Source organism: Clostridioides sp. ES-S-0108-01, from assembly GCF_020662285.1.
Classification (GTDB): Bacteria; Bacillota; Clostridia; order Peptostreptococcales; family Peptostreptococcaceae; genus Clostridioides.
In genome coordinates this window covers 1-5025 of sequence record NZ_JADGMN010000046.1, presented here as the reverse complement: position 1 = coordinate 5025, position 5025 = coordinate 1, and the positions used below count along the sequence as shown (strand labels likewise).

The following is a 5025-nucleotide window of genomic DNA, read 5'->3' as shown; positions in this document are numbered from 1 at the left end:
TTGAGATTACTATATTTCATATAAAAATAGCATAAAATACTTACTTTTCTATGTCCTTTTCTATTGACACGAAAAAAGTCTTGTAAGTATTGGAATTGCTAGTTTGTAATAGATTTTAGATGCAGAATTGTCGTTTTTTGAAAAGGTCACTAAATTCTGTGAAAATAATTATTAATTGATATGAAGTATTACAAAAAAAGACATCTATTTCTATAAAAAAAAATTTTTCGTCTGCGTATAAAAATAGCTATAGTAATACGTACAAACGTTCTGGTTTTATAGAGTTGTTTGTATGTAAATTATATTTTAGATAATATGTTTAAATCAAATGAAATATAAACAATTGCTAATTGAACTATTGAAGTTAGGATTATCTATTGTTTGTCTTATTGGGGCTATAGCATTTTTAGTATATCAAGCTAAGTTTTAAGGAGGTGGGAAAATGGAACAAGTAAAGCGTAATATAAGCATTAACAAGAGTGGTGGCACAAGTGGTAAAGGTTTGGTTGGGTAGAAACTATCTATACCAGCTGGTATGATGAAAGAGTTGGGTATAACTAAAGACAATCGAAGTGTAATATTGACATGTACAGATGGTAAAATAATAATTGAAAAAGATAAATAGCATGATTAAGTCTGAGTGGTTTTTTATTTTATCATACATGAAAACTGATATAACACCAGCTAGTATACTCAATAAAAAATTTATCACCATACTGTTCCACCTCCTTCCATTATGGAATTTGGCGTTTAAATAATGAAGATGAAAGAACTTTTACTGTAAGGATATCTAATGAATTACTTGATTTAATAGAAAACTATATTCAAGTAGGTTATACTCCAATAAACCTACAAATATTTTTTAGTTTAAGGAATTAATATGCTCAACGTTTTTATGATTTACTTAGATTATGGACAATGACAAAAAGTACAATTACATATACTTGGAGACATTAAAAGAATTGTTATTACTATAAAATAAATATCTATTGTATGCTGACTTTAAAAGACAAGTTATTGTTCCAGCAGTAGAAGAACTCAATTCAACAAATTATTTTGACATTGAATTTATAGAAAATAAGAATGGTAGAAAAGTAGATTCAATAACTTTTATTGTAAAAGATTTTGATGATAGGAGGTATTTTTCTAAAAAAGAGAATACAGTTTCTTTAGATACTAAACAAAATAAAACTAATAAAAAAATTAGTGAGATTTCTAGACAGAAAACTAAATTTCATAATTTCAATGAAACATTTACTAAGTATACTACTGATGCATTAGATGACATAATTGCTAAGAGTCAAAAGGAAAAGTTTAAATGATTTTATTTTTGAATTGCCAAAAACAATAAGAAGTTTATGCCCCAAAACATAAATAAAACTAAGCAAAGCCTAATAAATTTATGGGGGCATAAAAATCTAATAGTAACATTTTTAAACCACAAAAAAATTCTTAAATTTTTAATATTTTTGAGATGTACTTATTAGTGTTTTAGATTCATTTCCGGCTGTAATGATTGCAACACCTCTATATGTATGACCCTTTGTAGCAGAGTATGAATTTGTAACAGAACAAGTTTTGCCTCCAGTTTTCTTTGCAGATGTCTTTAAATCTACCCAACGCCCAGATTTTAATTCTTGTAATTTTGTTATAACAGATGTCTTAGTTACTCCAGATTTTCCAACAACAGAAGCACTTATATTAATCTTTCCATTAGAGAATGATATATTGCATCTTCCATTTAATATATTCACTGAAAAAGGTATTACCTCTTCTTGCACATCTTCCATAAAAATAATATCAGATGAATTAAATTCGTCAGCAAAACTAACAACATTTACTGAAATCATCATAATTAACACACATACAAATATTGATATTACGTTTTTTATTTTCATTAAAAAACCTCCTTGTAAAATTTTATATATTCAACATAACAAACAAAGGGCGTTTTTTTAGACAAATTTTTACTCAATATTTTCTGCAACTTTAATAAACTCTGATTTATCTTTTCCAGTTATTTTTTTTGTAGGTAATTCTTTAGATAACATATAGATATTATTTTTATCATGCCATAATAATTGCTGAGTATTTTCTTTTTCAACATACTGTGCATAATGATTATTAAATTTTATATTTTCAACAAACGCATCCTCTGTGTCTAATACTACAACATCTCTAGAGTATGGCATCATTTGATAAATTATGTAATTATTTGATTTATCTTTGTATGATATTGATAGATAATTTTCTTCTTCAATTCTTTCAACTTCTTTATATCCAGTAGAAATATACTTAGGTTCTATATATTTGAATGATACATTTGATTTATGAGGGTTTATAAAATTATAATCTGTAAATTCTTTGTATACCTTCTTCATTATTCTCATTAAGCTTTCAGGAAAAGCTTCTGTTTTTATAGTAGTTATAGTGACTATACTTGATAAAATTATTATAAAAATAATAGCAATTCTTTTAAAATTTTTATAATAGTTCTTTTTTACTTTTTTTTCATTTTCTTTTATAAGTTTATCCATTTTGCTTTCAAATTCTATAGAAAAGTCATGGTCAATATCTTCATCACAAGGTAATTCATACAACATTTTTTCTTCTATTTTTGGAAGCTGTTCATATAATAATTTTTCTATATCTAATTTATCTTTATTCATTTGACAACGCCTCCATTTCAATTAAAATTTTTTTTAATTTTTCTAATGCTCTTTTATTTTTCTTATACAAATTAACCTCTTTTATATTCAATATCTTAGAAATCTCTTTAGTAGAAAAACCATGGCTATACTTTAATAGGATTACTTGCAAATCTGTTTCAGATAGTTTCTTTAAAGCATCTCCTAAGTGGCTGTAATTGCCTAATTTTTCAATCGATAAATCTAAAGAATTAAATTTATAACTCTCATCATTAATATCATTTATTTCCTCTCTCTTTCTCTTATTATATATATTTATTGAAATTCTCTTTACTATAATAACAACGAATCCTTTAGTTTTTGGACTGTTTACATCATTTATTTTATCGAGATTATCAATTATTTTTAGAAATGCATTGTGAACAGCATCTTCTGATAATGCTTCATCTTTCAAAATTTGATTAGCAACATAAAACATTAGTTTCTTGTATTTAATATATATATCTTCAAATTTATTCCTTTCTTCTTCTGAATTTATAATAGTTAAATATAACAACATAAGTTAATCTCCCTCACAACATATATTCTTTATAAATAAAATTATATAGAATTTAAAGAATTGTAGATATATATGTCTAAAAATAATTTTTATATTTGTTATATCTTTAAATAAAATAAATTGGAGGATATTTATTATGAAAAAATTAAAATCGAAAGCAATAATATCAATACTATCGCTATTATTGATATTAAGTTACACAATGCCGACTTATGCAAGTACATATTCTTTTGAACAAAATAAGAAAGAGTTAAATGAAGTACTTGAAGAAGTTTATAAAGAAAGAAGCTTAGGAACAGTTTCTAAAGAAAAAATAGATAAATTAGAAGAAATTCTTAGCAGGTTTAATGTATCTCCTGATGAAATAAATGCTACAGGAGAAATGCAAACATTTGGATTTAACCAGTGGACAGACTTAGGAAAAGGTTGGAAAATGACAGTACATAGACCTCATGGAAGTGATGCAACTAAATACCATACACACGTTAAAAAAGGAGGAGTAGAAGCTAAAGAAGCACTTGATGGAACTTCAACTCATGGAAAAGGAAATACTATGAATAACAAAGGTGTTCCTAAAGATATTCAAAACAAAGTAAGAAATCATAAAGATGTTAAGAAAGCTAGAGATGAAGAAGCAAAAGCTAAACAAGCTAAGCGCAAAATGAATTCACAAGGATTAAAATTAAAAATTCGTAATGATTTAATTATCGCAATAAGTATATTTGTTTCAATTGTTGGAGTAACTTTATTTGCACTTACAGAATATGCTTCATGGTTAGCTGTATTATTAATATTATAAAAGGAGATATAGTTAATGGAAAAACCAAATATATATTTAGTTGGAGAATTTAGAATGAAAGACTTCGAAATTTTCAAGCTTATGCAAACAGAGGATTGTTTAAATGAATCATTAGGCTTTTATGTAATCGAAGATTGCAAAAGAAAGGCAGAACTAAAAGATTATCCATACTTAATTGATGTTTATAAAGATAATCCTAATGAATTTGATGCTGGGATAAATTTAATCAAAGTTCATTTTATCTCAGAAAAAGATTTTGATATTGAAGAAAAAAAAGTACTCGAACACGTTGGAGTAAGCTTAGTAGAATTTAAAAATAATACTAGTACTTTATTCTATATACATAAAAACAAAGACATCAAAATATTTTTAAACATGTATGATGAAAATCCATTTAAATTATATAATGAATTGTTACAAGTTACAGAATTAAAGCCTAATGTCTTAAATTTTAAAATTAACTCTTTAAGTAATCTATATCAAGAGTAAATATAAATTTAAATAATTACAGAAGGAAATGATTAAAAATGGAAGATAAAAATATGTATTTAAAAGTTAATTTAATATTAATAGTATTAGGTTTTATAATATTATTTTTTAATAATGACTTAGCATTATCATTGAAAGTAGGATACTTAGCTGATAAAGGCTTTGGAGAAATAATTGAAAATCAAATATTTAAAAACTATTCTTATATGTTTTTAATAATAGGCGGAATATTATTTTCCAAGGGAGTTCATAATTTAACTAAACCTGATATAATCAAATTAATTTTAAATAAAAAATAATAATATGTAAACACAATGATGAGAACAATAAATCATATAGAACAAATATGTTAATTAAGTACAATAATTAGGTTGCGATATAGTGTACTTATAATGGTATAATAAGGGTCTTTAAAATAAAGTGTGTATTCTTCTAAAAAATGGTGATAATTAAAATATTAAATATCACTATATAAAAGGAAGGTGCACACTTTTTATGTTTAACAAAAACGAAATATTAAAAAAACTTAT

General features: G+C 24.7%; 7 protein-coding genes. 4 read left to right on the top strand and 3 right to left on the bottom strand.

Annotated elements, in window-relative coordinates; genetic code table 11:
• The first annotated feature begins 989 nt into the window (after window positions 1–989).
• Window positions 990–1322 carry a RepB family plasmid replication initiator protein gene (locus IR152_RS19435; RefSeq protein WP_227453479.1) on the top strand — a complete coding sequence of 111 codons (333 nt, stop codon included), beginning with the start codon at window positions 990–992 and terminating at the stop codon, window positions 1320–1322.
• 138 nt (window positions 1323–1460) lie between these two features.
• Here the strand turns inward: IR152_RS19435 and IR152_RS19430 are convergent, their stop codons facing one another.
• From IR152_RS19430 to IR152_RS19420, 3 genes are all read right to left on the bottom strand, one after another.
• Window positions 1461–1898: a hypothetical protein gene (locus tag IR152_RS19430; RefSeq protein WP_227453478.1), complete on the bottom strand. Its 438-nt coding sequence runs from the start codon at window positions 1896–1898 to the stop codon at window positions 1461–1463.
• A 69-nt stretch (window positions 1899–1967) separates the two neighbouring features.
• Window positions 1968–2669 carry a DUF4367 domain-containing protein gene (locus IR152_RS19425; protein WP_227453477.1) on the bottom strand — a complete coding sequence of 234 codons (702 nt, stop codon included), beginning with the start codon at window positions 2667–2669 and terminating at the stop codon, window positions 1968–1970.
• Window positions 2662–3207 carry an RNA polymerase sigma factor gene (locus tag IR152_RS19420; RefSeq protein ID WP_227453476.1) on the bottom strand — a complete coding sequence of 182 codons (546 nt, stop codon included), beginning with the start codon at window positions 3205–3207 and terminating at the stop codon, window positions 2662–2664. The genes IR152_RS19425 and IR152_RS19420 overlap by 8 nt, the downstream gene beginning before the upstream one ends.
• A gap of 136 nt (window positions 3208–3343) precedes the next feature.
• On the opposite strand from IR152_RS19420, the gene IR152_RS19415 reads away from it, so the two are divergent.
• Genes IR152_RS19415 through IR152_RS19405 form a run of 3 tightly spaced genes read left to right on the top strand, consistent with a single transcriptional unit; the run spans window position 3344 to window position 4794 of the window.
• Window positions 3344–4006: a hypothetical protein gene (locus IR152_RS19415; RefSeq protein ID WP_227453475.1), complete on the top strand. Its 663-nt coding sequence runs from the start codon at window positions 3344–3346 to the stop codon at window positions 4004–4006.
• Window positions 4007–4021: 15 nt separating this feature from the next.
• Window positions 4022–4495: a hypothetical protein gene (locus IR152_RS19410; protein ID WP_227453474.1), complete on the top strand. Its 474-nt coding sequence runs from the start codon at window positions 4022–4024 to the stop codon at window positions 4493–4495.
• A gap of 38 nt (window positions 4496–4533) precedes the next feature.
• Window positions 4534–4794, top strand: a complete 261-nt coding sequence (locus tag IR152_RS19405) for a hypothetical protein (RefSeq protein ID WP_227453473.1) — start codon at window positions 4534–4536, stop codon at window positions 4792–4794.
• Window positions 4795–5025: the final 231 nt, after the last annotated feature.

Excerpts from the sequence above, each read along its gene's own strand:
- IR152_RS19420 (WP_227453476.1), bottom strand. The coding sequence starts at position 3,207 with ATGTTGTTATATTTAACTATTATAAATTCAGAAGAAGAAAGGAATAAA.
- IR152_RS19415 (WP_227453475.1), top strand. The coding sequence starts at position 3,344 with ATGAAAAAATTAAAATCGAAAGCAATAATATCAATACTATCGCTATTA.
- IR152_RS19430 (WP_227453478.1), bottom strand. The coding sequence starts at position 1,898 with ATGAAAATAAAAAACGTAATATCAATATTTGTATGTGTGTTAATTATG.
- IR152_RS19410 (WP_227453474.1), top strand. The coding sequence starts at position 4,022 with ATGGAAAAACCAAATATATATTTAGTTGGAGAATTTAGAATGAAAGAC.
- IR152_RS19405 (WP_227453473.1), top strand. The coding sequence starts at position 4,534 with ATGGAAGATAAAAATATGTATTTAAAAGTTAATTTAATATTAATAGTA.
- IR152_RS19425 (WP_227453477.1), bottom strand. The coding sequence starts at position 2,669 with ATGAATAAAGATAAATTAGATATAGAAAAATTATTATATGAACAGCTT.